General features: G+C 54.3%; 26 protein-coding genes. 12 read left to right on the top strand and 14 right to left on the bottom strand.

Translation table 11 applies throughout. From position 1 onward, the window contains the following. Positions 1 to 1029 carry an L-threonine 3-dehydrogenase gene (gene tdh / locus WH298_RS09180; protein ID WP_007885311.1) on the top strand — a complete coding sequence of 343 codons (1029 nt, stop codon included), beginning with the start codon at positions 1 to 3 and terminating at the stop codon, positions 1027 to 1029. Positions 1030 to 1072: 43 nt separating this feature from the next. Here the strand turns inward: tdh and WH298_RS09175 are convergent, their stop codons facing one another. From WH298_RS09175 to envC, 3 genes are read right to left on the bottom strand one after another with little or no spacing between them, the layout of a single operon-like run. Then, entirely contained in the window at positions 1073 to 2293 is a 1221-nt protein-coding gene (locus WH298_RS09175; RefSeq protein WP_422616028.1) for a glycosyltransferase, read from the bottom strand. Between the two features lie 20 nt (positions 2294 to 2313). After that, on the bottom strand, positions 2314 to 3219 hold the full coding sequence (locus WH298_RS09170) for a divergent polysaccharide deacetylase family protein (RefSeq protein WP_422616027.1): 906 nt from the start codon (positions 3217 to 3219) through the stop codon (positions 2314 to 2316). A gap of 3 nt (positions 3220 to 3222) precedes the next feature. Beyond that, entirely contained in the window at positions 3223 to 4524 is a 1302-nt protein-coding gene (envC, locus tag WH298_RS09165; protein WP_180822704.1) for a murein hydrolase activator EnvC, read from the bottom strand. 249 nt (positions 4525 to 4773) lie between these two features. Here envC and WH298_RS09160 point away from each other — a divergent pair, with 249 nt between their 5' ends. The 5 genes from WH298_RS09160 (at position 4774) to cysE (ending at position 7887) form a co-directional block, all read left to right on the top strand. Beyond that, positions 4774 to 5205: a rhodanese-like domain-containing protein gene (locus WH298_RS09160; RefSeq protein WP_007885326.1), complete on the top strand. Its 432-nt coding sequence runs from the start codon at positions 4774 to 4776 to the stop codon at positions 5203 to 5205. Between the two features lie 18 nt (positions 5206 to 5223). After that, positions 5224 to 5478: a glutaredoxin 3 gene (gene grxC / locus WH298_RS09155; RefSeq protein ID WP_007885328.1), complete on the top strand. Its 255-nt coding sequence runs from the start codon at positions 5224 to 5226 to the stop codon at positions 5476 to 5478. Positions 5479 to 5518: 40 nt separating this feature from the next. Then, positions 5519 to 5983 carry a protein-export chaperone SecB gene (gene secB / locus WH298_RS09150; protein ID WP_007885330.1) on the top strand — a complete coding sequence of 155 codons (465 nt, stop codon included), beginning with the start codon at positions 5519 to 5521 and terminating at the stop codon, positions 5981 to 5983. Beyond that, entirely contained in the window at positions 5983 to 7002 is a 1020-nt protein-coding gene (gene gpsA / locus WH298_RS09145; RefSeq protein ID WP_007885332.1) for an NAD(P)H-dependent glycerol-3-phosphate dehydrogenase, read from the top strand. Before secB ends, gpsA begins: the two co-directional genes overlap by 1 nt. Before the next feature lie 69 nt (positions 7003 to 7071). Then, positions 7072 to 7887, top strand: coding sequence for a serine O-acetyltransferase (cysE, locus tag WH298_RS09140; RefSeq protein WP_007885334.1), 816 nt, complete (start codon positions 7072 to 7074; stop codon positions 7885 to 7887). Here cysE and trmL read toward each other — a convergent pair. From trmL to cpxR, 3 genes are read right to left on the bottom strand one after another with little or no spacing between them, the layout of a single operon-like run. Next, positions 7884 to 8357, bottom strand: a complete 474-nt coding sequence (trmL, locus tag WH298_RS09135; RefSeq protein WP_180822703.1) for a tRNA (uridine(34)/cytosine(34)/5-carboxymethylaminomethyluridine(34)-2'-O)-methyltransferase TrmL — start codon at positions 8355 to 8357, stop codon at positions 7884 to 7886. The two genes, cysE and trmL, sit on opposite strands and share 4 nt — an antisense overlap. Positions 8358 to 8392: 35 nt before the next feature. Beyond that, positions 8393 to 9769, bottom strand: coding sequence for an envelope stress sensor histidine kinase CpxA (gene cpxA / locus WH298_RS09130; RefSeq protein WP_007885338.1), 1377 nt, complete (start codon positions 9767 to 9769; stop codon positions 8393 to 8395). Beyond that, the gene (gene cpxR / locus WH298_RS09125) at positions 9766 to 10464 is read right to left on the bottom strand and encodes an envelope stress response regulator transcription factor CpxR (protein WP_007885339.1); all 699 of its coding nucleotides are present in this window, start codon (positions 10462 to 10464) and stop codon (positions 9766 to 9768) included. Before cpxR ends, cpxA begins: the two co-directional genes overlap by 4 nt. A gap of 150 nt (positions 10465 to 10614) precedes the next feature. Here cpxR and cpxP point away from each other — a divergent pair, with 150 nt between their 5' ends. From cpxP to WH298_RS09105, 4 genes are all read left to right on the top strand, one after another. After that, positions 10615 to 11127 carry a cell-envelope stress modulator CpxP gene (gene cpxP, locus WH298_RS09120; RefSeq protein ID WP_007885340.1) on the top strand — a complete coding sequence of 171 codons (513 nt, stop codon included), beginning with the start codon at positions 10615 to 10617 and terminating at the stop codon, positions 11125 to 11127. A 202-nt stretch (positions 11128 to 11329) separates the two neighbouring features. Continuing rightward, the gene (fieF, locus tag WH298_RS09115; protein ID WP_007885341.1) at positions 11330 to 12232 is read left to right on the top strand and encodes a CDF family cation-efflux transporter FieF; all 903 of its coding nucleotides are present in this window, start codon (positions 11330 to 11332) and stop codon (positions 12230 to 12232) included. A gap of 207 nt (positions 12233 to 12439) precedes the next feature. Next, positions 12440 to 13402: a 6-phosphofructokinase gene (gene pfkA, locus WH298_RS09110; protein ID WP_007885343.1), complete on the top strand. Its 963-nt coding sequence runs from the start codon at positions 12440 to 12442 to the stop codon at positions 13400 to 13402. A 145-nt stretch (positions 13403 to 13547) separates the two neighbouring features. After that, positions 13548 to 14537, top strand: a complete 990-nt coding sequence (locus tag WH298_RS09105; protein WP_180822702.1) for a sulfate ABC transporter substrate-binding protein — start codon at positions 13548 to 13550, stop codon at positions 14535 to 14537. 42 nt (positions 14538 to 14579) lie between these two features. Here WH298_RS09105 and WH298_RS09100 read toward each other — a convergent pair whose 3' ends face one another. The 8 genes from WH298_RS09100 to WH298_RS09065 form a co-directional block, all read right to left on the bottom strand. Then, complete coding sequence (locus tag WH298_RS09100; protein ID WP_180822701.1) at positions 14580 to 15749, bottom strand: cupin domain-containing protein; 1170 nt, start codon at positions 15747 to 15749, stop codon at positions 14580 to 14582. Positions 15750 to 15759: 10 nt separating this feature from the next. Then, on the bottom strand, positions 15760 to 16542 hold the full coding sequence (locus tag WH298_RS09095) for an HpcH/HpaI aldolase family protein (protein ID WP_180822700.1): 783 nt from the start codon (positions 16540 to 16542) through the stop codon (positions 15760 to 15762). Beyond that, complete coding sequence (locus WH298_RS09090) at positions 16524 to 17240, bottom strand: alpha/beta fold hydrolase (protein ID WP_180822699.1); 717 nt, start codon at positions 17238 to 17240, stop codon at positions 16524 to 16526. The genes WH298_RS09095 and WH298_RS09090 overlap by 19 nt, the downstream gene beginning before the upstream one ends. 2 nt (positions 17241 to 17242) lie before the next feature. Continuing rightward, positions 17243 to 18424, bottom strand: a complete 1182-nt coding sequence (locus WH298_RS09085; protein ID WP_007885348.1) for an MFS transporter — start codon at positions 18422 to 18424, stop codon at positions 17243 to 17245. 10 nt (positions 18425 to 18434) lie between these two features. Beyond that, positions 18435 to 19196: an SDR family NAD(P)-dependent oxidoreductase gene (locus tag WH298_RS09080; protein WP_180822698.1), complete on the bottom strand. Its 762-nt coding sequence runs from the start codon at positions 19194 to 19196 to the stop codon at positions 18435 to 18437. Positions 19197 to 19206: 10 nt separating this feature from the next. Beyond that, complete coding sequence (hisD, locus tag WH298_RS09075; protein ID WP_180822697.1) at positions 19207 to 20526, bottom strand: histidinol dehydrogenase; 1320 nt, start codon at positions 20524 to 20526, stop codon at positions 19207 to 19209. Positions 20527 to 20706: 180 nt separating this feature from the next. Then, positions 20707 to 22011 (bottom strand): amidase, encoded by a 1305-nt coding sequence (locus WH298_RS09070; RefSeq protein WP_180822696.1) that lies wholly within the window; start codon positions 22009 to 22011, stop codon positions 20707 to 20709. Next, the gene (locus WH298_RS09065) at positions 22008 to 23243 is read right to left on the bottom strand and encodes an MFS transporter (RefSeq protein ID WP_007885354.1); all 1236 of its coding nucleotides are present in this window, start codon (positions 23241 to 23243) and stop codon (positions 22008 to 22010) included. The genes WH298_RS09070 and WH298_RS09065 overlap by 4 nt, the downstream gene beginning before the upstream one ends. Positions 23244 to 23543: 300 nt before the next feature. On the opposite strand from WH298_RS09065, the gene WH298_RS09060 reads away from it, so the two are divergent. Together WH298_RS09060 and WH298_RS09055 are read left to right on the top strand one after the other, a co-directional pair. Beyond that, on the top strand, positions 23544 to 24611 hold the full coding sequence (locus WH298_RS09060) for a LacI family DNA-binding transcriptional regulator (protein ID WP_180822695.1): 1068 nt from the start codon (positions 23544 to 23546) through the stop codon (positions 24609 to 24611). Beyond that, complete coding sequence (locus tag WH298_RS09055; protein ID WP_007885358.1) at positions 24611 to 25579, top strand: nuclear transport factor 2 family protein; 969 nt, start codon at positions 24611 to 24613, stop codon at positions 25577 to 25579. The genes WH298_RS09060 and WH298_RS09055 overlap by 1 nt, the downstream gene beginning before the upstream one ends. Positions 25580 to 25631 lie beyond the last annotated feature (52 nt).

Below are 25631 nucleotides of genomic sequence, written 5' to 3'. Positions count from 1 at the left end.
ATGAAAGCACTCGCCAAATTAAAAGCTGAAGAAGGCATCTGGATGGTCAACGACGCACCGATTCCGGAGCCGGGCCACAATGACCTGCTGATTAAGATCCGCAAAACCGCCATCTGCGGCACCGACGTGCACATCTATAACTGGGACGACTGGTCACGCAAAACCATTCCGGTACCGATGATCACCGGACACGAATATGTGGGTGAAGTGGTGGGCATGGGGCAGGAAGTGAAAGGTTTTGCCATTGGCGATCGCGTCTCCGGTGAAGGCCACATCACCTGCGGTCATTGCCGTAACTGCCGTGCGGGACGCACCCATTTATGCCGCAATACGGTCGGTGTCGGCGTCAATCGTCAGGGCTGCTTCGCCGAATATCTGGTGATCCCGGCTTTTAATGCTTTCAAGATTCCCGACAATATCTCTGATGAGCTGGCGGCCATTTTCGATCCCTTTGGCAATGCGGTTCACACCGCGCTGTCGTTTGATTTAGTCGGTGAAGATGTACTGATTTCCGGTGCCGGCCCGATTGGTATTATGGCGGCGGCGGTGTGTAAGCACGTCGGCGCACGCCATGTGGTGATCACCGATATCAATGAATATCGCCTCGAGCTGGCGCGTAAAATGGGCGTAACGCGTGCGGTTAATGTGGCGCAGGAGAATCTGCGTGACGTGATGGCCGAACTTGGCATGACCGAAGGCTTTGATGTTGGACTGGAAATGTCCGGTGCGCCACCCGCGTTTCGTACCTTGCTGGACGTCATGAACCACGGCGGCCGCATCGCGCTGCTGGGAATTCCACCGGGCGAAATGTCCATTGACTGGAATCAGGTGATCTTTAAGGGGTTATTCATCAAAGGCATTTACGGCCGTGAGATGTTTGAAACCTGGTACAAAATGGCCGCACTGGTACAGTCTGGCCTCGATCTAACGCCAATCATTACCCATCGTTATCACATTGATGCGTTCCAACAGGGCTTTGATGAGATGCGTTCGGGGCGATCCGGCAAAGTGGTATTGAGCTGGGATTAATCAGTTCTCCGGCCATCTGGCCGGAGAATCTTGAAATGAATACCTAAACAGCTAACCGTTTTTCAATACTCTCATCCAAAATCCTTTCAACACCTGCAACATAGTTCTCGATGGCGTAGCTTTCGCGAACGCGTATCTGTGCGGTGTTGATCAAACGCTGACGTAAACTTGTGTCTTGCCATAGGGCGGTGAGGTGAGCGCTTAATTGATCAATTTCGCCGTATTCAAAAATTAACCCTGTCTCGTCGTGATTAATTAACTCTGCGGTTCCCACCACATTTGAGCCGATAACAGCCGTTTTTACCAGCATTGCTTCAAGTACGACGCGTGGTAAGCCTTCACTTCGCGAGGCGAGAATAAAGGCATCGAATGCAGCAAGATAGTCCAACGGATTGTTTTGAAAGCCAGTAAAAACAATATGCGTCTCAATATTCTCTTTACGTGCAAGTTGAATGAGGTTTTCATGCTCAGGTCCAGATCCTACCACCACCATTTTCCATTTGGCATCAGGATGAGCGCGCTTGAATAGGCTTAGCGCCTGGAAAATATGATGGTTCGCTTTGCGCGTAATAAGTGAACCAATTGAACCAAAAATGAACGTATCAGGCGGATAAGCAAAACGCTCGCGTACTTCCTCACGACTCGGCAACGCCTGATGGATATCGATAGCGTTCGAGACAGTAAAACAACGCTGCGCATCAACGCCACTCTGGCGCAGTGTTTGATTCACACCATGGGAAACGGCAATAATGGCATCAACGCGTTCATTCACCATTTTAACTAATCCCGAACTCAATTGCGGCTCAATGCGGCAGTGCTGAATAAGTGCAACCCGTAAACCCTGAGCGGCGCGATAGCCTTCAACATTAGTGCTGGGTTGATTATTCATATACAGCGCGTCATATTGCCCGGCCTGCAAAATTGACGATATGTGATGGGCATTGGGTAACACACGCCATTTTTCATCAATCCGACCTATCATCTCTTTCTTCAGGGAACGGTTGAAAATAAATAGTGTGCGCAGTAACTCTTTACTGATTTTCGCCCATTTCGGCTGACGGCATTGGGTGATAAATACAACAGGAATGCCAACTGAACTTAAAATTGACTCAATTGTTTCTCTGTTGCCGCGAGAATAATTGTTATAAAAACAGCAGGTGATATCAAACTTCTGACGATCAATGCGCTTGAGCAACTCAAGCATACTGTTGGTGCCACCGCCCCATTCGCGACCGGTATCCAGTAGCAGGATCTTTTTTCTCATTGAGTACATTTGTCCCGATATCAAAAGAGCAGTTTTAAGGACTTAACCAGCTGGCTCTGCGCAATACTTCCACTGACCAACTCAACAGCATAGCTCTGTGGCACCGGCGGCAACGGCTTGCCAGCCTTACACACGCCCGGCGCGCGGAAACGTGAATCTGGTAGTGGTAGGTTTTTAGCAGGCGACGAGGTTGAGCCGTGATGCAGCGGCTCATTCAGCAGCTGACTTGGGCGCACCAGCGTAATATCGGCGGGTAAGGACGGCAACATCTGCTGCAGTACGCGCACCGTTGTAGGATGCGGATGACCAATGGCGATGGCATAACCATCGCGCTGTGCCAGCTTCACTGCGCGGGTGAATTGCGTGCGGATGGCGGCTTCGTTCTGGCTATCATCGAGGAATACCCGACGTTTCAGCACTTTAACGTTTGTGCCTTGCGCTGCCGGAATCGACTGGCTGTTACCAATCGTCATGCTATCGAGAAAGTAATAGTTGTAGTGATTGAGCACCTGCATCACTTTCTGCATGCCGGGCAGGCTGGAGGTCATTTTACTGCCCATGTGATTATTCAGCCCAACCGCGTAGGGCACTTTGCTACTGGCTTCACGAATGATGCGCTCGATCTCGGCGCTGCTCATCTCCGGCGTCAGCGTGTCCTTCTCCAGCGGCTGTTTACTGAGTGGAGCCATTGGCAGATGGATCAGCACTTCGCGGCCGCCCTGATGCGCCTTTGTGGCCATCGCGCGCGCATGTGGCGCATTGGGCAATACCGCAACAGAAATTGCCGTAGGCATCTGCAGCACTTTATTCTCTTCAACCGGCCGGTAACCAAAGTCATCGATCACGATGGAGAGTTTGCCCGCATGGGCGGAAAGTGTCATAAACAGGCCGCACAGGGCGGCCGAGAGCTTAAAGGGTTGAAACAAAACTTATCTTCCTAACCACGGTAGTGGATTGACGGCCTGTCCTTGACGTCGGATTTCAAAGTAGAGCGAAGGCGTGCCGCGGCCGCCGCTGGTGCCCACAAGGGCGATAGGCTGTCCTGCCTTCACCTGAGCACCTACGCTCACCAGTGCACTTTGGTTGTAACCATAAAGGCTCATGTCGCCTTTACCGTGTTCCAGTACGACAACCAGACCGTAGCCTTGCAGCCAGTCGGCCATTAATACCCGTCCATCAGCGATGGCTTTCACTTCGGTGCCTTCTGGCGCATCAACCACCAGGCCTTTCCAGCGCAGTTCGCCCTGCATCGATTCACCGAAGCGATGTTCAATACGTCCACGTACCGGCCAAACCGCTTGCCCGCCGGGTTTGCCTAATCCACCGGTACGCGCCATCAGCTCGCGTTCACTCTGCGTTGGCTGATAACTGGATCCTTTGGCTTTCGCTTGCGCCTGACGCTGGCGCACCTTCTCGGCCTCGCGCGCTTCGCGTTCGGCACGTTCACGCGCTTCACGTTCAGCCTTGGCGATTTTGCTTTGCAGACGGCTTTCGTTCTCGCGCATCTCAACCAAATCGGCCTGATCTTTTTCCAGCGAGCTTTCCAGCACGCTGAGCGTTTTCTTACGCGCTGCGCTGGCCACTTGCAGTTTGTCTTGTTGCGTTTGCTGCTGAGCTAACAAGGATTTTTGTTGGTCTTGCTTACCTTGTAATGCCTGACGCTGTTCGGCCAATTGCTGCTGAGTTTGCTTGAGATCGTCGATGTTTTTCTGACGTGCGGCGTTGAGATAGCCGAAATAGGCAAGAATACGCTCACTGCGTTGAGCTTCTTCACCACCAAGCAGTAACTGCAAACCGTTGTGTTGTCCCTGACGGAAGGCGGCATCAAGCTGCTGCGCCAGCAGTTTTTCCTGCTGTGCTTGCTGCTTTTCCAGACGAGAAATTGATGACGTAATCTGGGTAATTTCCCCATCAAGCGTGCTCAGGCTATTGCGTGTTTCACGCAGTTGACGGCTAGCTTGCGCGATCACCTTTTCCTGACTTTGCAGCTGGTCCAACAGTTTACTGCGCTGAAGCTTTTGCGCTTTAACGCTTTTCTCTTTCTCGGCAATGTCCTGTTGAATAGACTTCAACTGCGTTTTGCTGTCATCCGCACTGCGAGCAGCAGCAGGTATTAACAGTGTGCCCGCCAGAAGCAGACTCAGGGAGATTTCGGACCAGCGGAATGACAACGGATGCGCAGTGCCGTTGTGACGGGTCCTTGTGTGTGTAACGGTCGCTTTTCCCTTCATAGTCGATAATTATTCCACGATGAACAGCCGCTTACCAGTTAGCCCGGCCGGGTTTTACTTTGCTAAAAATGTCTGTACCGAGCTTACCAGCATAAACTTTGTCTTAATTTTGGGATTAGAACACTTTTTTTGGAAAATGACGCACAAATCGTAACTCTGTCCCCTTAGCGACTGTACATGCGAAGTGGCGCAGGTATACTCAGAACCCTTGTTTTAGCTTATCAGCCCGGTTTGGAGTCGTTACCCCTCATGCAAGAAATTATGCAGTTTGCAAGCAATCACCCCATCCTCAGTCTGGCATGGGTTGCTTTACTCGTTCTCGTGATTGTGACCACCGTTAAAGGTATGTTCTCTAAGGTAAAAACCATCAGTCGTGGTGAAGCAACCCACCTGATTAATAAAGAGGACGCGGTGGTGGTAGACGTTCGTTCACGTGACGACTACCGCAAAGGACACATTTCTGGGGCTATCAACGTAGCGGCAGCAGACATCAAAAAAGAGAGTTTTGGCGAGCTGGAAAAGCATAAGTCACAACCCATAATTGTAGTTTGCGCTACCGGTCAAAGTGCGGGTGAATCTGCGGCTAAATTAAGCGCTGCAGGTTTCGAGAAAGTCTCCGTATTGAAGGATGGCGTGAGCGGCTGGAGTGGTGAAAATCTGCCACTGGTGCGCGGTAAATAACTTCTCAGAGGTAACCGTATGGCGAATGTTGAGATCTACACCAAAGTCACTTGTCCTTATTGCCACCGTGCAAAGGCGCTGTTGGATCAGAAAGGCGTGTCGTTCCAGGAGATTCCCATTGACGGGAACGCGGCGAAACGTGAAGAGATGATTCAACGCAGCGGCCGAACCACGGTGCCGCAGATTTTTATTGATGCGCAGCACATTGGCGGCTGTGACGATCTTTACGCGCTGGATGGGCGTCAGGGACTTGATCCTTTACTCCAGGCATAACTTTTCGGTCAGACAATTTTAACTCACAGGATTTAGTCACATGTCAGAACAAAGCAACAGCGAAATGCAGTTCCAGATTCAACGTGTATATACCAAAGATGTCTCTTACGAAGCGCCAAACGCGCCACAGGTTTTCCAGAAAGAGTGGGAACCAGAAGTTAAGCTGGATCTGGATACCGCCTCTTCTCAGTTGGCTGACGGCGTTTTTGAAGTTGTTCTGCGTGTCACCGTAACGGCAACCGTTGGCGAAGAAACCGCATTCCTGTGCGAAGTTCAGCAGGCCGGTATTTTCACTATCAGCGGTATTGAAGGTACGCAGATGGCGCATTGCCTCGGTGCTTACTGCCCGAACATTCTGTTCCCGTACGCACGTGAATGCGTAACCAGTCTTGTGTCTCGTGGTACTTTCCCGCAGCTCAACCTGGCGCCAGTTAACTTTGATGCGCTGTTCATGAATTATCTGCAGCAGCAAGGTGAAGGCGAAGCGCCACATCAGGATGCCTGATGACTACACTCAACGCTTCAATTAGCGTGATCGGTGCCGGCTCGTACGGCACCGCATTGGCCATCACGCTGGCCCGCAATGGCCATCCAGTTCTGCTTTGGGGCCACAACCCACAAAGCGTGGCGCAGTTGCAAGCAGACCGCTGCAATGCCGCTTTCCTACCCGATGTTCCTTTCCCTGATAATCTCGTTCCTGAAGCCGATCTGGCGAAAGTGGTTAATGCCAGCCGCGATCTGTTGGTTGTGGTGCCAAGCCATGTCTTTGGTGATGTATTAACGCAGCTAAAGCCGCATTTGCGTGCCGATTCGCGGATTGTCTGGGCAACCAAAGGTCTGGAGAAAGAGACCGGTCGTTTGCTGCAGGATGTGGCGCGTGAAATCCTCGGGGATGCGATTCCGTTAGCGGTGATTTCCGGGCCAACCTTTGCCAAAGAGTTGGCTGCAGGCATGCCAACTGCTATTGCGCTGGCATCAACCGACGCGCAGTTCGCTGAAGATCTGCAGCAAAAGCTGCATTGCGGCAAAAGTTTCCGCGTTTACAACAATCAGGATTTCATCGGCGTGCAGTTAGGCGGCGCGGTGAAGAATGTGATTGCGATTGGTGCCGGGATTTCTGACGGAATTGGCTTTGGTGCCAATGCGCGAACCGCACTGATTACACGTGGCCTGACGGAAATGAGCCGGCTTGGCGCAGCGCTTGGGGCCGATGCCACCACCTTTATGGGCATGGCAGGCTTGGGCGATCTGGTGCTGACGTGTACCGATAACCAGTCACGTAACCGTCGTTTCGGCATGATGCTGGGGCAAGGTGAAGGCGTGGAGGATGCGCAACGCATTATCGGACAAGTTGTAGAGGGCTATAGAAATACTAAAGAAGTCAAAGCATTAGCGGCTCGTGTTGGCGTTGAAATGCCGATTACTGAACAGATTTATCAGGTGCTCTATTGCGGAAAATCTGCGCGAGAGGCAGCATTGACTTTACTTGGCCGTGCAAGGAAGGACGAAAACAGCCAAAGCTGAAGCAGGATGCGCCAGCGTCACCACCTGTAGCGCCCTATCAGGCGCTTTTTTTATCGGGAGCAAACAGCAATGTCGTCTGAAGAGTTAGAACTGGTCTGGAACCATATCAAAGCCGAAGCCCGCGCGCTGGCTGACTGTGAACCGATGCTGGCCAGCTTTTACCATGCGACATTGCTCAAGCACGAAAACCTCGGTAGCGCCCTCAGCTATATGCTTGCCAATAAGCTGGCAAATCCCATTATGCCCGCTATCGCCATTCGCGAAATCGTGGAAGAAGCCTACCGCGAAGATCCGGAAATGATTGTTTCTGCGGCTTATGATATCCAGGCGGTACGTCAGCGTGACCCAGCGGTTGATAAGTACTCCACGCCGCTGCTCTATCTGAAAGGCTTTCATGCACTGCAAGCTTATCGCATCGGTCACTGGTTGTGGAAAGAGGGGCGCCGCGCGCTGGCTGTTTATTTGCAGAATGAAATCTCCGTCTCATTTGCCGTGGATATTCACCCGGCGGCGCGCATTGGACGCGGTATCATGCTCGACCATGCTACGGGTATCGTCATCGGTGAAACCGCCATCATTGAAAATGATGTTTCAATACTGCAATCGGTGACGCTCGGCGGTACCGGCAAAACCAGCGGCGATCGCCATCCAAAAATTCGTGAAGGGGTGATGATTGGCGCGGGCGCCAAGATTCTGGGCAATATTGAAGTGGGACGCGGTGCGAAAATTGGTGCCGGTTCTGTCGTCCTGCAACCCGTGCCGCCGCATACTACGGCGGCCGGTGTGCCTGCACGTATTGTTGGCAAACCGACCAGTGATAAACCGTCGATGGATATGGATCAGCACTTCAATGGTGCGGGCTTTGAATACGGCGACGGCATCTAGCCTTTAATCAGCGCGCCAGCATAATCGAGTTGGCGCCACGCTTCATACACCACTACCGAAACTGCATTAGACAGATTCATGCTGCGGCTTTCTGCCATCATAGGGATACGGATTTTCTGCTCGGCTGGCAACGCGTCGAGCATCTCTGCGGGTAAGCCACGGCTCTCCGGACCAAACACCAGATAATCCCCCTTTTGATAGCTCACCGCGCTGTGTGCAGGCGTACCTTTGGTAGTGAGGGCGAACATACGCTGTGGGGTTTCAGCTGCAATAAATGCCGCGTAATTAGCGTGTTTTTTCAAAGCGGTGTATTCGTGATAATCCAACCCGGCACGGCGCAGGCGCTTATCATCCCAGGCAAAACCAAGCGGCTCGATAAGGTGTAACTGGAAACCGGTATTCGCGCACAGGCGGATGATGTTGCCGGTATTTGGCGGGATTTCAGGTTCAAATAAAACAATGTTTAGCATAAGGCCCCCAGAAACGAGGGCCGAAGCATAACAAATTATTGGCGGGCGGAGTACAGCGGTAACCACAGCGTGAGGCGTAAGCCGCCTAACGGGCTATCATCGGCTTTGACCCAACCGCGATGCTGCTGAACGGCAGTTTCAACGATCGCCAGACCTAAACCGGTACCGCCGGATTCACGATCGCGCGCTTCATCAGTACGATAGAACGGACGGAATATCTGCTCGCGATCTTCTGGGCTGACACCCGGACCATCATCATCGACATGGATAGTGATACCCTCAATATCCACCGAAAAGCTAACGCTGATGTGCGAATTAGAATAGCGCAAAGCATTACGCACGATATTCTCCAACGCACTCTCCAACGCGTGCGGGTTTCCGTACAGCGGCCATGGGCCAGGCGGATAGGGCACATCCATCATTTTCCCCATCTGCTCGGCTTCAAATTTGGCATCTTCCAGCACGCCGTTCCACAGCTGGTTGGCTTTCATCGCTTCGCTAACCAGCGCATTGTTGTGCTGCGTGCGTGACAGCACCAACAAATCGTTAATCATGCCATCAAGACGCTGCGCTTCAGTTTCAATACGCTGCAACTCTTTGCCCTCACCATTACGTCGGCGTAGCAGCGCGGTTGCCAGCTGCAGGCGAGTTAATGGTGTCCGCAATTCGTGGCTGATGTCAGACAGCAAGCGCTGCTGAGCGGTCATCATGCGTTCGAGTGCGCTCACCATTTGGTTGAAGCTTGAACCCGCGGCCAGAAACTCCTGCGGCCCTGATTCCAGTTCCGGATGCTGACGCAAATTACCGCTTGCCACTTCATCTGCAGCATATTTAAGTTTGCGGGCTGGGCGCGCCAAACTCCATGCTAGCCAAAGCAGCAGCGGCGAGCTGATCAACATAGTGACAATCAGCAGCAACAGCGGGCGGTCAAACAGCAGATTTACGAAATCAAGCTGCGAGCTGGTGGCCGGACGAATCAGGTACAGCTGATAGTTGTCTTCGCCATCGCGAACGGCGAACGGTCCTACCATCTCAACGCGACCATACTTCTTCTTCTGCGGATGATCGGCATTATCAGACTGGCCAATAAAGTTGCGGATAATCTGCATTTCATTGTGCTGCGCGCCAATCACACGGCCTTCGCTGGTTACCAGCAGCAAACGCTGACCGGGCGGTGCCCATTTGTCGATGGAGCGGAACAGACGACGCCACCACATCAAGTCGTTTGGTGGGTCCTGAGACAGCTCCGCTTCAACGTGTTGTTCGATCATGGTGCCCTGACGCTGCTCGCTCTCCAGTAACGCGGTCATCTGGCGCGAATCAAGTTTGGGCACCATTAAAACCAGCATCAACACCAGCGCTAGCGTGAGCCAGAAGATGGCGAAGATGCGGGTGGTTAAACTTCCAATCATGATGCCGAAACCATCAGATAGCCGCGTCCGCGCAGGGTTTTAAACCACGGGTGACCATCACGACGTTCCGGCAATTTACGACGCAGGTTAGAGATGTGCATATCGATAGCACGGTCAAAAGGTGTCAAGCGTTTACCTAACACTTCCTGACTTAGGTGCTCACGCGAAACCACCTGACCCAGATGCTGTGCCAGCAAATAGAGTAGGGTGAATTCGGTGCCGGTGAGATCCAGCGTTTCGCTATCGAAGCTGGCTTCCTGACGGCCTGGATTCAGGCGCAAGCAGTCAACTTCTAACGTCGGTGAGCTGTTATCGTGCTGCTGTTGCTGCTCGCTCCAGTTTGAACGGCGCAAAATGGCACGGATACGCGCCACCAGTTCGCGATCGTTAAACGGTTTAGGCAGATAGTCGTCCGCGCCCAGTTCAAGGCCGAGAACGCGATCCAGTTCGCTGCCACGTGCAGTCAGCATAATGACTGGAGTTTGGTGCTGTTGGCGTAGTTCTTTCAAAGTGTCGATACCGTTCTTCTTCGGCATCATCACATCAAGCAATAGCAAGTCTACGGTGTTGTCTAACAGGTTGAGAGCCTGCTCACCATCGCTTGCCACAATCACCTCAAAACCTTCCATCTCAAGCAGTTCTTTAAGCAGCGAAGTTAATTCGCGGTCATCATCAACCAACAGGATTTTATTCATTTTTTATTGCCCTCCGCAGGCAAAATACCGTGTTCCTTGACTTGCAATCCAACGCTTTACGTAGTTTTACACCCCCTGACGGATGTTTGCAGCCATCGCCGTACACTGGCTCTCGTTGAATCGCAAAACGGAACGAACTGGGAGTTAACGATGCGCTACTTAACCGCCGTCGTCATTGCCTCAGCGATGGTTCTCAGTCAGGCCAGCGCCGAAGCAGCAGACACGACGACGATTGACGAGATGCATCCGAACAGCGGATTGACGACAGGCAGTATGACGCAAAATCCGCAAAGCTACATGTTCGACGGCATTGAGCTGACTGAACAGCAGCGGCAACAGATGCGAGACCTGATGCAGCAAGCGCGCCATGAGCGCCCAACAATCAGCGTTCAAGACATAGAAACTATGCATGACCTTGTCATTGCAGACAAATTTAACGAATCGGCTATTCGACAGCAGGCAGAGAAACAAGCCCGCGCAGCGGTAGAGCAGCAAGTCGAGATGGCTCGGGTTCGTAATCAGATGTACCACCTGCTAACGCCTGCACAGCAAGCGACATTGCAGAAGAATTATGAGCGACGACTCGCTGAAGTGCGTCGGCTCTCAGGATTGCAGCCATCATCACCGCTGCAAGCAGTGAGTAGTACCAGCAGTAACCAGTAACATAGTATCCCTGTTTTCCTTGCCATAGACACCATCCCTGTCTTCCCCGCCATGATGGCGGGGTTTTTTTTGTCTGTCATTTCTCTCTAACATCATTGCCTTAAAATTCAACCACGCAGCACACTTCTGCCGATGATAAACTTTAGCCATCTTAGGATTAAATGGCCGCACCTTTGCTATGTGCGACCCGGCGAGGCATAGCATGGATTCTTCCTATGCAAAATTAGTCAATCGGGCGGCGCTGGCGGCAACCACGCTGGCCACATTGCTGTTGATTGTGAAAATTTTTGCCTGGTGGCATACCGGTTCGGTCAGTATGTTGGCGGCGCTAGTGGATTCTTTGGTGGATATCGCGGCTTCTCTTACCAACTTGCTGGTGGTGCGATATTCACTGCAGCCTGCCGATGACGATCACACCTTTGGGCACGGTAAAGCGGAATCACTGGCCGCGCTGGCACAGAGCATGTTTATTTCAGGCTCGGCGCTGTTTCTGTTTCTTACCGGCATTCAGCATTTGGCGTCACCTGAAACGTTAAATGCGCCGCTGGTAGGTATCGTCGTGACGGTCATTGCGTTGTTTTCCACTTTGACATTGGTCGCTTTTCAGCGCTGGGTGGTGCGTCGTACACGCAGCCAGGCGATTCGGGCTGACATGCTGCACTATCAATCTGATGTGGTAATGAACGGTGCAATATTGGTCGCACTCGGTTTAAGCAGCTATGGTTTTGTACGGGCTGATGCTTTGTTCGCGCTCGGCATCGGTGTTTATATTCTCTATAACGCGTTACGAATGGGTTATGACGCAGTACAAGCGCTGTTAGACCGCGTACTGCCCGAGCATGAAACGCAGGAGATTATTAACGTGGTGAGCAACTGGCCGGGCGTACGCGGTGCACATGCGTTACGCACGCGACAATCGGGGCCCACGCGTTTTATCCAGCTGCATCTGGAGATGGAAGATCAGTTACCTTTAGTGCAGGCGCATCAGGTGGCCGATCAAATTGAGCAGGCATTACTAAAGAAGTTTCCCGGCTCAGACGTGATCATCCATCAAGATCCCTGTTCAGTTGTGCCGAGTAACCAACACGGCTTTTTTCAAGGTTAGCGATTTAAAATCATGCAATTACACAAAGAAAGTGACGTAACGCTAACAACTCTGTAAAAAATTAGCGAAAACTTGTCTGACCTGAATCAATTCAGCAGCAAGCCTTTGATATACTATCTGCAACTATTAAGCCATGCGATCGCGAGCTGCTCCACGCCAGACACATGGCAGGAATAATCCTTAGTTTTGAACAATCCAGAGGTTGTCATGATCAAAAAAATCGGAGTACTGACCAGCGGCGGCGACGCCCCAGGCATGAACGCAGCCATTCGCGGAGTTGTACGTTCCGCGCTGAGTGAAGGACTGGAAGTTTTTGGTATTTACGACGGCTATCTGGGTTTGTACGAAGATCGCATGATCAACCTCGACCGCTATAGCGTGTCAGACATGATCAACCGCGGCGGCACCTTCCTCGGCTCCGCGCGCTTCCCAGAATTCCGTAACGATGAAGTGCGCCAGACTGCGATTGATAACATGAAAAAGCGCGGTATTGATGCGCTGGTGGTTATCGGTGGGGATGGTTCATATATGGGTGCTAAGCGCCTGACCGAAATGGGCTTCCCATGCATCGGCTTGCCGGGCACCATCGATAACGACGTAGCGGGCACTGATTACACCATCGGCTACTTCACAGCGCTGGAAACGGTGGTTGAAGCTATTGACCGTCTGCGCGACACCTCATCTTCACACCAGCGTATTTCTATCGTCGAAGTGATGGGCCGTTATTGCGGTGATTTGACGCTGGCGGCAGCGATTGCGGGTGGTTGTGAATTCATCGTTCTGCCAGAGATTCCTTATACGCGTGAAGAGCTGGTTTCTGAAATCAAAGCCGGCATTGCTAAAGGTAAAAAGCACGCCATTGTGGCGATCACCGAGCACATCTGTGATATCGACGATTTAGCGCATTTCATCGAAGCTGAAACCAAACGCGAAACGCGCGCGACCGTGCTCGGCCATATTCAGCGTGGTGGCGCTCCTTGTGCATATGACCGCATCCTGGCGTCACGCATGGGTTCATACTCTATTGAACTGCTGCTGCAGGGTTATGGCGGCCGCTGCGTCGGTATTCAGAACGAGAAGATGGTGCATCACGACATCATCGACGCGATTGAAAACATGAAGCGTCCATTTAAACGCGACTGGCTGGATACCGCGAAAAAACTCTACTAATCATTATCATCAAGGCGCGACGAGATTCGCGCCTTTTTTATGCCTGTTCATATTCCGTAAGGTTATAACAGCTTATTTTTAATTCTTTAATCCATGGATAAGTTTGTGTCAGTCTTGTTCTATAACGACCTCGGGAGAGCAAGCAATGAATAAGTGGAGTATTGGTGTCACCCTGTTACTGGCTTCAACCAGTGTTCTGGCAAAGGATATTCAGCTGTTAAACGTCTCTTACGATCCCACCCGTGAGCTGTACGAGCAGTACAACAAAGCATTTAGCGCCCACTACAAGCAGGAAACCGGCGACAACGTAGTGATTCGCCAGTCGCACGGCGGATCGGGTAAACAAGCGACTTCCGTGATCAATGGCATTCGTGCTGATGTGGTTACGCTGGCGCTGCAATCCGATGTAGATGCTATTGCTGACCGTGGTCGTATCAATAAAGATTGGATCAAACGCCTGCCAGACAACTCTGCACCATACACCTCGACCATCGTGTTCCTGGTACGCAAAGGCAACCCGAAAGGCATTCATGATTGGCCAGATCTGATCAAACCGGGTGTTTCTGTCATCACACCAAACCCAAAAACGTCGGGCGGCGCACGCTGGAACTATTTGGCTGCCTGGGGTTGGGCGCTGGATCAGAACCATGGCGATCAGGCCAAAGCACAGGCTTACGTGAAATCGCTGTTTAAGAATGTTGAAGTACAGGATTCAGGCGCACGCGGCGCAACCAATACCTTCGTTGAGCGTGGCATTGGTGACGTGCTGATTGCGTGGGAAAACGAAGCGTATCTGGCGGTCGATAAGCTGGGTAAAGACAAGTTTGAAATCGTTACGCCGAGCGAATCGATTCTGGCCGAGCCAACGGTTTCGGTGGTGGATAAAGTGGTTGATGAGCAGGGCACGCGTAAAGTGGCCGAAGATTACCTCAAGTATCTCTACTCACCGGAAGGCCAGACCATCGCCGCCGAGAATTTCTACCGTCCGCGTGATGAAGCCGTGGCGAAGAAGTTTGCTGATAAATTCGCGCCGGTGAAACTGTTCACGATCGACAGCAAGTTTGGTGGCTGGACGCAAGCCCAGAAAACCCACTTTGCCGATGGCGGCAGCTATGATCAGGTGATGAAACCTTAAGGCATCAAGAAACGGCCAGCGCTTATGCTGGCCGTTGGTCTTTTATGCTTCCTGCGTGGCCAGTCTTCGGCCAGCCCGCTGTGCCACCAGCGGTAACAGCGCCAAACGTACCAGATAGCCATCTGGATCGAGCCCCCAGCCCAGCTCTGTTGCGGCATCGACAATCGCTTTATCCCACTCCAGCTTTTTCCGTTCGTCACCTGCGGTGGTGATCACCACTTCGCAATCATCATTTTGTGCTTGATAGCGACGCCAGCTGCCTGCTGGCACGGAAACCACCGAACGTTCTGGCGCGGTAATAGTGACTTCTTCGCCATCACGGTTGAACGTGACGCTAAGCGTGCCCTTAAACACCATCAACACTTGCACCTGTTCACAGCGGTGTAAGCCCATTTCGCCCTTCTTGGGTAGCGCCAGCCACTCTACGGAGAAGCCATGTGGCGAACTTATCGGCGGAGTGACCTGACGATCCTGGCTGATGCCGTAGCCGATAACGGGTGCCAAACGCGCGCCGTGATCAGGCAACATCGCATCCAACAATGCGCACTCGCTCCACGCGCGCTGCTCGCCAGTAACGGCAAATTGCGCCATTTGCTGCGGTGAGAAGTGATCGAGCTTTGCCATCTCTGCATCGGGCAGCGGCGGCATACGTTCAGCGACATCGGGAATTGCCGCGCCGGTTGAGGTATCGATAAGCATGTTATTGGGGCTGAGATAGAGTCCATATTCCGCCGCAGCCGACATCACATCGGGATGCCAGATAATACCGCCGGTATTATCACCTCCGAGTACGGTAAATACCCAACCATCGGTATCGGTGGCTGAAACGTTGGTGAACCCGCGGAAAATCCAAGTCGGCAGGCTAACAATCGCCGGCGCTTCAAGCTCCAGTGACTCTTCACCTTTGTTGCCCCAGCGAAAACGCCAGCGGCCTTCATGGATCAGGAACACTTCGGCGGTGAAATGCAGATGCAGATTGTTGGTAACACCTTTCGGCATGGCTGCGGCGCCAATATTAAAACCGTGTGCTTCGGGAATATTAATAACCTGCTCAGACGACTGTGTGACGCCCGGCCCGATAAACGAATAATTCTGCTTCAGATGCGATCCCGGCAGTTTGCAGTCGATAAACGCCAAATTGCACGACACCATATCTTCTGGCGCAATCAGGCGCGCACGTGCTGCTTCTTTAGACAACGTTTGCTGTTTCATCATCTTCTCCTTAGTAACCAGAACCGGAACGTACCGGCATCACCTCACCACGCGCGGTAGCAACGGCATGGCGTGCTGCATGGGTGAGTTGCATTACATCGTTAGCGGGTGTCACCAGTTGAAAGCCCTGCGCAATACGCTGTGCGGCGGCTTCTCCGCTGGTACAAAAAATCCCGGCCAGCTTATGGCAGGCGCGAGTGCGGCTAAGTACGCGTTCGATAGCATTCAGCATCTCAGGATGTTGCGATTCGGCGCTGGCCTGGCCGGTAAGCGTCAGAGAGAGATCGTTTGGACCGATAAACACGCCATCCAGCCCGTCAACGTCGAGAATGGCATCCAGATTGGCCAGCCCGGCGTGGGTTTCGATCATCGCCAGCGTCAAAATTTGCTGGTTGGCGTGCTGTGGATAATCTTTGCCGCCGTATAGCAGCGCACGTGCCGGGCCAAATGAGCGCGAACCTTGCGGCGCATAGCGACAGGCGTCGACAAACTGCTGCGCCTCGGCGGCATCGTTAATCATCGGGCAGATAATGCCGTAGGCTCCGGCATCCAGCATGCGCATGATTTGTGCCGGTTCGTTGTGCGAAACGCGCACCAGCGGCGTAGTGGGCGTAGATGAAAGCGCCTGCAACATAGTGAGCGCGGCGGCAAAATCTATCAGGCCATGTTGCAGGTCAACGGTTACTGCGTCGTAGCCCTGATGCCCGGCTATCTCAGCGCTGTAGCTGCTGGGAATCGCCAGCCAGCCATTAATGATCGGCTCATGTCGTTGTTTTAAAGGGTTGATACGCATAATTCGCTCTCCTCAATCCAGGTTTGCAGCGCGCTGGCACAGGCCTGCGGCCGCTCCAGCAGCAGAAAGTGTCCGCACTGCTCAAGGGTGATGTGTCGGGCCGCGGGTGCGGCCTTGACGAGCAGACGATGATGTTCAGGTGTGCAGATGGCGTCGCTGTCGCCGTTGAGGATCAGCAACGGAGCATGTAGCGACAGTAGTGTGTGCCGCAGGTCGCGACGTTGAATAGCGATTGCCGTTTGCTGGCGAAAGCGCTCAACGCTGGTGCGTTCAGCCATCTCAACCAGCGTGCGCAGCAGCGCGCGATCCGCTAGCCGCGAAGCATGGACGTAACGCGGCCACATTTGTTCAACAATTGGCTGCATCCCGGCTTGCTCGGCATGAGAAAGTAAGGCAATGCGGTTCGCGGCATTTAGCGGCGCATCAGCCAGCGGATTGACTGCCAGCAACGCCAGGCCAGCGATGCGCGCTGCGGCTTGCGCTTGCATCTCCAGCGCCACTAATGCGCCTAACGAAAACCCCGCCAGTAGAAAGCGTGCAGGTAAATCGGCCAGCAGCTGCGCCGCCAACTGTTCAGCACTCTCGGCCCCTCCCATCTCGGGAATGATCACCGGTTGCTGCGGCAGATGGCGACAAAGCGGTTGCCACAGTGCGCCATCACATAATGTGCCGCCTAATAACACCAAAGGCAGTTGCATGGTTAGCCCTCCGCCATAGGACGGGCATGCACCATCTGCATGACATGGCGCACCAGCAGCAGCGACAGCAGGGAAATAATGCCAATCACCATGAAACCTTGCTGCATCGCAAAGTAGTACTTGATGTAGCCGACCAACACCGGGCCAAAGAAAATCCCGGCAGAATAAATGCTTTGATACAGGCCAACGCGCGTTGATTGCTGCCAGGCTGGCGTGCGGGTGACAATCAGCGAATTCAGCACAGTAGAGATCATGCCGAAGGCGCATCCGGCCAGGGCCTGCAAGCCATACAGCAGCCAGATATTGGGTGCATATGGCATGGCGATCGCCACCACCCCTTGCACGACACCGCCGATAATGGCGGTATTACGTAAGCCCAACACGCGATAGAAGAAGGGCGCGCACAGCGCAGTGGCCAGCGCATAGAAGAACAGATGAATGCCGCTGAGTGTGGCCAGCGAGGCGGCCGCCATACCAAAACCCTCTGCCAGCAACGGCGTTAGCGTATCGCGCGTGGCGAACGGCACCATCATCACCAATGCACACAGCCCACCGAGATACCACACCGAGGGATCGCGTAGCTGAACGCGCACCGCAGAGAGGCGCTGAGCCGTGGGCATGGCTTCCGGGCGTTTTTCACGGATAAAAAATGTCAGCAAAAAGGCCAGTAGCGCAGCGGTGGAAGCGACCAAAAAGCTCGATTCGGCCCCGAAATGACGGGCGATAAAACCGGCAATGGAGATACCAATAAACGTGCCTAACGGCGAGGTAACACTCAGCATGGCTACCGCGGCGGCGGCCTCCAGCGGCGGAAAATAAGCAACAAACATCACGTTGTAAACGACCCACGTCGCGCTGGTCACACCATCGGCGAGCTTGGCGATAAACAGCGTTTCCGGCGTTGGCCAGAGATACACAACCGGCCAGGCGACGATGGTAAACAACAGGCCAATCTGGATGATGCGCTTACGGCTGCGAAAGCGATCCGACAGGATGCCGGTAGGAAAACGCAACAACATGGAAGCTAATCCGGTGGCGCCGATGATAATTCCCATCACGCGCGCCTCCACATTCAGTGAAGTAATGTAAGGCGCGAGAAACGGATCAAAGGCGTGAATGCTGATAAAAAACAGCAGACTAATAATGAAAAACAGCAGTACATCGCGACGTAATAACGCTTTCATAATCCGCTCCTCAATAAGCCGTCCAGCCGCCATCCACCTTCAGCGCGCTGCCGGTGATCAGTGCAGCCGCACGGGACGCCAGAAACACCACCGGGCCCATCACATCTTCAAGCGTGCCGAGGCGGCCCAACTGAATACGGCGCAGCGTCTGCTGACGGAACGCTTCATCTGCCAGCGAAGCCTGCGATAGTTCGGTTTCAATAAAAGTGGGACACAGCGTGTTGACGCGAATGCCGTCGCGTCCCAGCTCCAGCGCCATGGCGCGCGTCAATCCTTCCAGTGCGGCCTTAGACGCGCAGTAGACGCTGCGCTGTGGCCCGCCAACGTGTGCCATCTGCGAGGAGAGATGGATAATGCTGCCGCCGTGTTGCGCAGCCTGCATTCCCGCCGCCACCTGCTGCGACAGAAAAAACGTCGCGCGCAGATTCACATCCATGACGGCATCGAAATTTGCTTCGCTGACCTCGCTGAACGGTTGATGACGTGCCAGCCCAGCGCTGTTAACCAGCACATTAAAGCTCGGCAGGTCGTGCAGCGTCTGGCGTACCGCGTGTATGTTGCAAACGTCGAGCGGCAGCGCATGCAGCGTCAGGCCAGCGTTAGCTGCCTGCTGTACGGCGTTGTTCAGGCGATCGGCATCGCGGGCGGCAATCCACACCTCTGCACCGGCTTCGGCCAGCGCGATAGCGGCAGCGAAGCCGATACCGCGCGATCCACCGGTTACCAGCGCACGCTGTCCATCAAGACGAAATGAAGGGGTCATCGGAACCATGTGCGCCTCCTTATTTCACCGTCACCGGAGCAGGTGTGGCGTAAGGTACGTCTTGTTGGCCGTAACGGCGCACGCGGATGTTGGCCTGTTCAGCATGGCCGGCAAAGCCTTCCAGCAGCGCCAGACGTGAGCAGTAAGCGCCTATTTCCGCCGAAGCTGCATCACTGGTGATGCGTTGCCAGGTGCAGGTTTTCATAAATTTGCCCACCCACAAGCCGCCGGTATAGCGCGATGCGCCCAGCGTTGGCAGCGTGTGATTGGTGCCGATCACCTTGTCACCGTAGGCCACATTGGTACGTGGACCGAGAAATAACGCGCCGTAATTGCGCATATTCTGATGATACCAATCGTCGCGATCGGTCATCACCTGCACGTGTTCTGACGCGATACGATTAGCTTCTGCCAGCATCTCATCGTGGTCGGCACACAGAATGATTTCGCCGAAGTCGTGCCAGGCTTTTTGCGCCACATCGGCGGTGGGCAGTTGCAGCAACAGCTGGTGGATGTAGCGCTCGGTATCCTCAGCGAGCTGGCGCGAGCAGGTCAGCAAAATCGCGGGTGAGGTGGGGCCGTGTTCCGCCTGGCCGAGCAGATCGGTAGCGCAGAGTTCGCCGTCGACGCTGTCATCGGCAATCACCAGCGTTTCGGTGGGACCCGCGAACAGATCGATGCCGACGCGACCAAACAGCTGGCGTTTGGCTTCCGCAACCCATGCGTTACCGGGTCCGACTAGCATGTCGACCGGCGCAATGCGTTCGGTGCCAATCGCCATGGCGCCTACCGCCTGAATGCCGCCGAGCGCATAGATTTCGTCTGCGCCAGCCATCGACTGCGCCGCCACAATCGCCGCGGCCGGTTTACCGTGAAACGGCGGCGCACAGCTCACAATGCGATCGCAACCTGCCACTTTGGCGGTGATGATCGACATATGCGCCGAAGCCAGCAGCGGATATTTACCACCGGGCACGTAACAGCCGACATGACTAATCGGAATGTTGCGATGGCCGAGAATCACGCCTGGACGGGTTTCAATCGCTAAATCGGTCAGACAATTTTTTTGTGCCTGCGCGAAGTTGTGCACCTGTTCCTGGGCGAATTCGATATCGCGAATTTCTTGTTTTGTGAGCTGTTGCAGGCAGGCATTGATCTCCTGCGGCGTTAAGCGGAAATCATCGCGAGCGAAGCCATCAAATTTGATGGAGAGTTCACGTACCGCGTCATCACCGCGCGCTTCAATGTGCGCCAGCACGGTTTCAACATCGCTGCGTACCTGTTGCTGCTGCTGTTGGCGTTCAGCCTTTGCTGCCGCCTGTTTTAACCAAATTGCCATGTCCAATTCCTCATGATTGCATCCCGTGAAATAGGTTTGCATACGTATGCAAAAGGCGTAAAGGGGGCGAATCAGGAAAAGATGAAAAGTGAGAATGTGCGCAGTTTTATGCGGTATCAGGCAGCCGAAAAGCCCCGCGGGAGAAGGGTTCCCACAGGGTTAATACCGACAATGCTGCCGTTAACGCTGGCGTTCTATGGCTAGCGCCAGCGCCAGTAATGCCTCTTCATCAGCGGTGGGATAGAGCAGTTCCAGACCGAGCGGCAAACCGTTAGCTATTTGCCCGAACGGCAACGTCACGGCCGGCAAACCGCTTATAGCCGCCAGCTCAGGCGCCCAACCCGGTGGCATTTTCTCCAGCGAAACCGGCGTGCGCTGGCTGGTGGGATAGATCAGTGCATCCAGCCGCAGCGCCTGCATTTGCTGTTGCAACTGCTGACGCAGATGGCGTTGAAAACGGCGCTGTTCGCGCCACGCTTCGCACACCAGCGCGTGGCGCGTGAGATGCAATTGCAATAAAGCGTCGAATTCGGCGAGATGTTCGCCACGGGCAAGCAGCGCAGAGAGTGACGTGGGTGCATACGCCATTTTTGTTAGCCAGCGTGCAATGGCCGGATGGAACTCGCGCAGGCTCAGGCAAGTTTCCTGCGCGACACGCGATGCCAGTGGCAACCGCAGCGGAACCAGCGTCGCACCAGCACGCCGCAGCCGGCAGAAAGCCTGTGCTAACGCCTGACGCTGCGCAGCCTCATCGCCGAGCAGATCGCTGACAACCCCTAAACGCACGCCGCGCAGGGATCGCGGCGGTAGCGGACGCACCGGCAACCCATGCATTACCTGATGCAGCAGCGCCGCATCGGTGACGCACCATGTCATGGGTCCAACGGTATCTTTACTCAGCGAAAGAGGCGCGACGCCGTGCAACTGGCGACGACGAAATGCCGGACGTAATCCCACCAAACCGGTCCAGGCAGCGGGAATGCGGATAGAACCACCGGTATCGCTGCCGAGAGCCGCATCCGCCATGCCCGCCACCACTGCCGCCGCGCTGCCGCCGCTGGAACCGCCTGCGGTCAGAAGTGGATTGAGCGGATTGCGTACATCGCCGCCCAGCGAACTGCGCGAGCGTACATCAAAGGCAAACTCGGAGAGATTGGTTTTAGCGAGAATTAACGCGCCCGCAGCTTTGAGGCGCGTAATAACACGCGCATCTTCGCGAGGCTGTGCGTCGGCCAGTGCGCGACAGCCGAGCGTGGTAGGGAGACCCGCACAATCAATATTGTCCTTTATCACCAGTGGAATGCCGTGCAGCGCGCCGAGCGGCGTGCCGGTGCGCCACAAGCGATCGCAGTGCTGCGCTTCATTCATCACGTGCGGATTAACACTAATGATGGCGTTAAGTGAATGGCCCGCGCGCAGGGCGGCCAGCCGTCGCTCAACCTCATCTGCGCTATGAGGCTGTGGCTGCAGGCGCGCGGCAATCATTTCACTGCATCCTGTGACAACATGCCGCTGGTTTCAGAGGCAGCCTGCGGCATCTGGCGCTGCTGTACGCGTTTTGCCGCCAGTGGCGTCAACACGCCCGCGACCAGACACAATCCACCAATCACCCAATAACCCGCATGCAAGTTAACGTGCTGCAACAACACGCCCATCAACACCGGGCCAAAAAACATGCCGCACGAATAGATGGTCTGAAACAGCCCCATGCGCGTGGTTTGCTCATTCTCCGAGGTATTCACCACGCTGAGCGACATAAACACCGCGAACGCCATACCGAAGGAGAAACCGGCGAGACCTTGCCAGAGATAGATCAGCCATAAACTGCTGGTGAGTGGCACGAAAATCGACGAAACAATTTGCAGGCCAATGCCGATTAGCGCGGTGTTGACCAGGCCAAGGCGCTTATAAAACACGGAACTGCATAGCGCCACGGCGATGGCATAAAACAGTAAATGGATATTGCTCAACACCGCCAGCGTACCGGCCTGCGCGCCAAGCTGTTGGGCGTAAATTGGCGTCAAGGTATCGCGGGTGGCAAAGGGCACCAGAATCACTATGGTTGCCAGCAGGCCGATAAACCAGATGGTGCTATCACCCAGCTGGCGTTTGGCACTTTGTACGCAGGCTTTTAGATGCGGCGCTTTATGAATATCTTCCCCTTCACGAATGCGCAGGCTGAGCATCAGAGCCAGGCAGCCGGCCACGGCGGGGACGAAAAAGGCCTGCGTGCTGCCGAACCAGTGCACGATGACGCCACAGATCGCATTACTGATAAACACGCCGATCGGACCTGCCAGCGCCAGCAAGGCGACGGCGGCGGGCGCTTCATCGCGACGAAAATAGCGAATGAAAATGATGTTGTAGAGCACCCAACTGGCGGCCGTAAAACCGCAGGCCAGCTTCGCCAGCCAGAATGTCAATGCGCCTGGAAAAAGCCACGCCAACGGCCAGGCGATGACCGGCAGCAGCAGCGCGACCTGCATAAACACTTTACGATTTTTCAATACGTCGGAGACGACGCTGAGTGGGAATCGGGTGCAGAGTGAGGCCAAACCGGTTGCACCCATAATCATACCGATGGTTTGTGGTTCAATGCCCAGCCGCACCATGTAGGGCGCCAGAAAGGCATCAAAGCCGTTGATGCAGATAAAAAACAGCACGCTCATTAAGAAAAACGTCAACAGCTCGGAACGGCTAAACAGTGCTCGAAACATGGTGTTGAACCTCTTGCAAGCCAGGTAAGTGACTAAAAACGCGGGTTTCATCCTGAGTCCGGGTCGCTAATTTTGCACTCTTTGAATACGTATTCAACGGCCGAAGTTACGAAATGATTACAACTTTGTAAAGTGTCGCTGTGGCATTGTGAAAAAAAAGTTATTGAGTGTTGCATACGCATGCAAAACTGGTGTAAGAGTAAAAAACACACACCGAAGCAGGTGAGTCCGGCTGGTGAAATTGGCTACAATGCTCAGCAGTCACCCGCGCATCAGTGTGCTAAACAGGAAGATAACACCATGAAACGTAAGACCTTCGGTCCAGTGACCTCACAACAAGTTGCGCAGCATGCTGGCGTTTCACAGTCTGCGGTGTCGCGTACCTTCACGCCGGGAGCCAGTATTTCACCCGCCACGCGTGAAAAGGTGCTGCAATCTGCCCGAGAGCTGGGTTATCGACCCAATGCGCTGGCGCGGTCGCTGAACACCGCACGCTCACGCATTGTTGGCGTGGTGATCTCCTGTTTCGATAACCCGTTTTATCCGCATGTGCTGGAAGCGCTGGGACGGGAACTGGATGCGCTTAACTATCATTTGCTGCTGTTCGTTAGCGATCGTGACAGCAATGTTGATCGCATTTTCGATCAGATCATGCAGTACCGCGTAGATGGCATCGTGCTGGCGTCTGGCGCGTTGTCCGATGCCTTGTCTGAAGAGTGTCACGGTGCCGGTATTCCCGTGGTGCTATTCAATCGCACCGCCGAAAGCGAGATGGCGTCGAGTGTGAATACCGATAACCGCGCCGCCGCACGGCAGATCGCCGAATTTCTGCTGGCGGGCGAACATCAACGTTTTGCTTGCATCTCTGGCGCTGATAACGCTTCGGTCAATCAGCTACGGCTGGACGGCTTCCGCGATGCACTACGTGCACGTGATGTTGATGTCACCGTCGTTGCAGGCCATAACGACAGTGAGCACACCGCGCAGGCGGCACGTCAACTGTTCAGCAGCACCACGCCACCTGATGCGGTATTTGCGGTTAACGACCATATGGCATTGACGGTTATGGATGTGGCGCGCTACGAGTTCGGCTTGCGCATTCCGCAGGATGTGTCAGTGGTGGGTTATGACGATGTTGGGCCCGCGGGCTGGCCTTCATATGCGCTGACCTCCATCTGCCAGCCGGTTGAAGTGATGGTGCAACGTACGATTGGCCTGCTGATGCAGCAAATCGACAGTGCGGTGATGGCACCTGAGCAAATTGTTATTCCCGGCACGTTGGTAGTGCGCCACTCCGCACGGCGTCCGCGTCACGGCGTGGTAGAAGAGAACGGCCAGCTGCTATTTCGTTCTGAGGAGGTTGAGTAATGCGATTGCCGGGTTTCAGTCCCCAGTTTGATTCTATTCAGCAGTTCGTCCTGACGCTAACTCACGTGGTGTGGGAGCAGAAGGACATCGGGCAGCTGGCCGACTTCTATGCCACACCGGTGGTCTTTCACACGCCGGAAAAGCGGTTAACTGACTTAAGCGATTTTATGCGCCTGACCCTGGAAGCGCTGCACTGTTTCCCGCAGCGTCAGGTACTAACAGAAGATATTCTCGCCGCTCGTGAAGGCGATACGTGTTGGTACGCCTCGCAACGCACCCAGGCACGCATTCAGCATCTGGGTGAAGGTTTCTTTGGCGCGCCGAGTGGCAAAACGCTATGGGTGCGCACCTTCGCCGATCGTATTTGCCGGGATGGCCTGGTGGAACAAGAGTGGCTGTTACAGGATCGCGCAGGGATTTTGGCGCAGATTGGCGTCAACGTAGCGGAGTTTGCTCAACATCTAACGCAGATGCGCCAACAGCAAGGACTGGAGATGCCGGCACCCGAAGAGCTGGAAGCGCGTTGGGCGGGCGGCCCGGATGGTGATGATGCGGAGGGCGCGCTGGCCGGCTTGATTGAGCGCTATCTCAGCATGTGGGCGGGCGGCAACAGTGGGGTAGTCCCAGGCGTTTATCATCCCGCCGCCACCTTGCACGGTCCGGGCCACAGCAGCTTTACCGGCGAGCAGGAGATTGGCAGCTTCCTTTCTGGCTATCGCGCCTCATTCGCTGACAGCGAAACACAGCTACATCATTTGGTGGTGCGGCGTGATGCCAACGAACCGGTGCGCATCAGCCTGCGCTGGTCACTGTTGAGTTGGCATGATGGCTACGGAAAGTTTGGTCCACCGTCCCGTAAGCCGGTGTGTATTTCCGGAATTTCACATTTGGAATTACGTGATGGCGTAATTATGCGGGAATATTTAGGTATCGATGAACTCTCAATCTGGTTGCAGCTACTCAACTGAATAACCAGCACTTTTAAATAACGCGTTACGTCACGGTAATTAATTCCCTTAA

The organism is Pantoea nemavictus (assembly GCF_037479095.1).
Taxonomy (GTDB): Bacteria; Pseudomonadota; Gammaproteobacteria; order Enterobacterales; family Enterobacteriaceae; genus Pantoea; species Pantoea nemavictus.
This window is presented reverse-complemented; position numbering and strand designations above follow the sequence as displayed.